Here is a 2,053-nt window from a genome sequence, read left to right as displayed (position 1 = left end):
ACTAGATAAAGCAACGCGGGATAGAGCAGTCTGGTAGCTCGTCGGGCTCATAACCCGAAGGTCAGTGGTTCAAATCCGCTTCCCGCCATTACTTATAAAGCTAGTAGTTAACCCCGATTTCCCGTTAGGGAACATCGAACATTACCCTTTCAAGACAGCGATTGGGGTCAATGTAGGATTGGCGAGAATGGAGACAACTATAATTATCCATGATCAAGATCTGTTCTGCTTTTAAATAGATCGGAACGTGATAGGCTTCAAACAGGGCCATTTACAAAATGTTTGAAAGAAGTAGCGGGGATTGGAATCGACCAATCTTAAGTTAGAAAACGGGTTTCTCTAAGAAACCCGTTTTCTGGGTTAGATGTGGTATAACAGAAAAGTGGTTATGTCAGAGGAAAGAGATATGCCATCAATTTTTATTTGTTATTCCCACCAAGACAAAGGATGGAGAGACAGACTGTTAAAATTTCTCGAACCTCTGAATGATGAGGAAAAAATAGTCTGGTCAGATCTCGACATACAACCGGGGGATATTTGGGATGAAAAAATTAAAGACAGTTTATCACAAGTAACAATTGCGATGGTCTTGGTTAGCCAAGATCTGCTTAATTCTCGTTATGTGAAGAATGAAGAATTACCCCGTATTTTGAAAAGACGTGAAGAAGAAGGAGTCGTTATAATTCCTATATTTCTTAGACATTCTACTGTGAAAAGTGTTTCTTTTAAATACACTAATGAAGAGGGAATAGAACAAAGATTTTACTTACATCAATTTCAGTCTCCTAGCAATAATTCTCCCAGCAATCCTCTCTGTGATCTAAAGAAATCAGAATATGAAAAAGTTTTCGTATCCGTTGAGGATAAATTGCGATCGCTGATTGAAGAATCTAAAAAAAAACAGTCTGAACCCTCTAAAAAAGCGGTCCAACCCCTGACCACCTCTGGGTTAGTGGATACGCAACTCCCACCCGTGCGTAGATGGCAAGGACGACGGGAAGAATTGCAAGAACTCCAAACAGCGTTAGGGAATGACCATCTAAGGTTAATCGAGATTACCGCCGCCGGAGGTTATGGTAAAACTGCCCTGGCGAGAAAGTTTACAGATCAATTAACTGCTGATTGGCCGGTATTATGGGTTAATTTTAACCAGCCTTACCCTTTGGCACAGTTCGGACGGTGGTTATTAGAGGAGTTAAAACAAAATTATGATGAAAAATGGAATGATGGGCAATTAATAGACGCAATCAGCAAAGGGTTAACCGCTAAACCCTGTTTATTAGTGTTGAATAATTTGGAAACGGTACTAACTGCCCCAGTAAATTTGGTTTATCAGCAATTCTTGCAAAAATGGTTAAACACAGAAAGCAGCAGTAAGCTATTAGTCACCAGTCGAGAACAGCTAAAATTCCCCGTCAATTTGCAAGATTATTATTATTCTTGGCCTTTAAAAGGGTTAAAAGAAGCGGATGCGATGCGTTATGTCACCGAAGATCACGGCTTAACGGGAAGCGATGAAGAATTAGCCCAATTTGTCGATAAAATGGGAGGTCATCCCCTCTTAATGGAACTGGTTTGTAGTTTGATGAAAGATAAGTTTGGGAAAGGGGTTTCTGTCACCGAGTCGCAAAATTTGGGCTTAAATATGTTTGATGTGGAGGGTTATCACCGCGACACGGAAACCTGTGTTAGAGAAGTGATTACCGCCAGTTTAGCGCGATTATCGAAAGAGTTTAGGGAGAGTTTAACGCGGTTATCGGTATTGCGCGAGAGTTTTGATGACAGGTTAGCCCAGGGGTTAATTCCAGCAATAACTGAGGAAGATTTACGCTATTTAGCTCGTTTATCTTTATTACAAGAATTTCCCCCCGAATACAATGTAAAACGGCGACAGTTTCAGTTTTTGCCTTTAATTTCCATGGTGGTGCAAGATCAAGCAAATCCTGAAATATTGCGATCTGCCCATCAATTAGCCTTAGATTATTATTTAGCTCATTTACCTGTCCCTCCCTGGGAATCCTTGGAAGATTTGAAGGAATATTTAGAGGCGTTT

2 protein-coding genes and 1 tRNA gene are annotated in these 2,053 nt (G+C 40.5%); 2 read left to right on the top strand and 1 reads right to left on the bottom strand.

The window, feature by feature from the left end:
* Positions 1–14 precede the first annotated feature (14 nt).
* Positions 15–88: transfer RNA gene (locus PX484_RS04155), tRNA-Met, on the top strand.
* 36 nt (positions 89–124) lie between these two features.
* Here the strand turns inward: PX484_RS04155 and PX484_RS04150 are convergent.
* Positions 125–271, bottom strand: a complete 147-nt coding sequence (locus tag PX484_RS04150) for a TauD/TfdA family dioxygenase (protein ID WP_002762128.1) — start codon at positions 269–271, stop codon at positions 125–127.
* 93 nt (positions 272–364) lie between these two features.
* On the opposite strand from PX484_RS04150, the gene PX484_RS04145 reads away from it, so the two are divergent.
* A partial coding sequence (locus tag PX484_RS04145; protein WP_288102954.1) for a TIR domain-containing protein occupies positions 365–2,053 on the top strand: 1,689 nt, incomplete at its 3' end.

This window comes from Microcystis sp. M49636_WE2, from assembly GCF_030065375.1.
In the GTDB taxonomy this organism is placed as follows: domain Bacteria; phylum Cyanobacteriota; class Cyanobacteriia; order Cyanobacteriales; family Microcystaceae; genus Microcystis; species Microcystis aeruginosa_C.
Note: the sequence above shows the minus strand (reverse complement) of the source record. Positions and strands in the feature narration are given on the sequence as shown.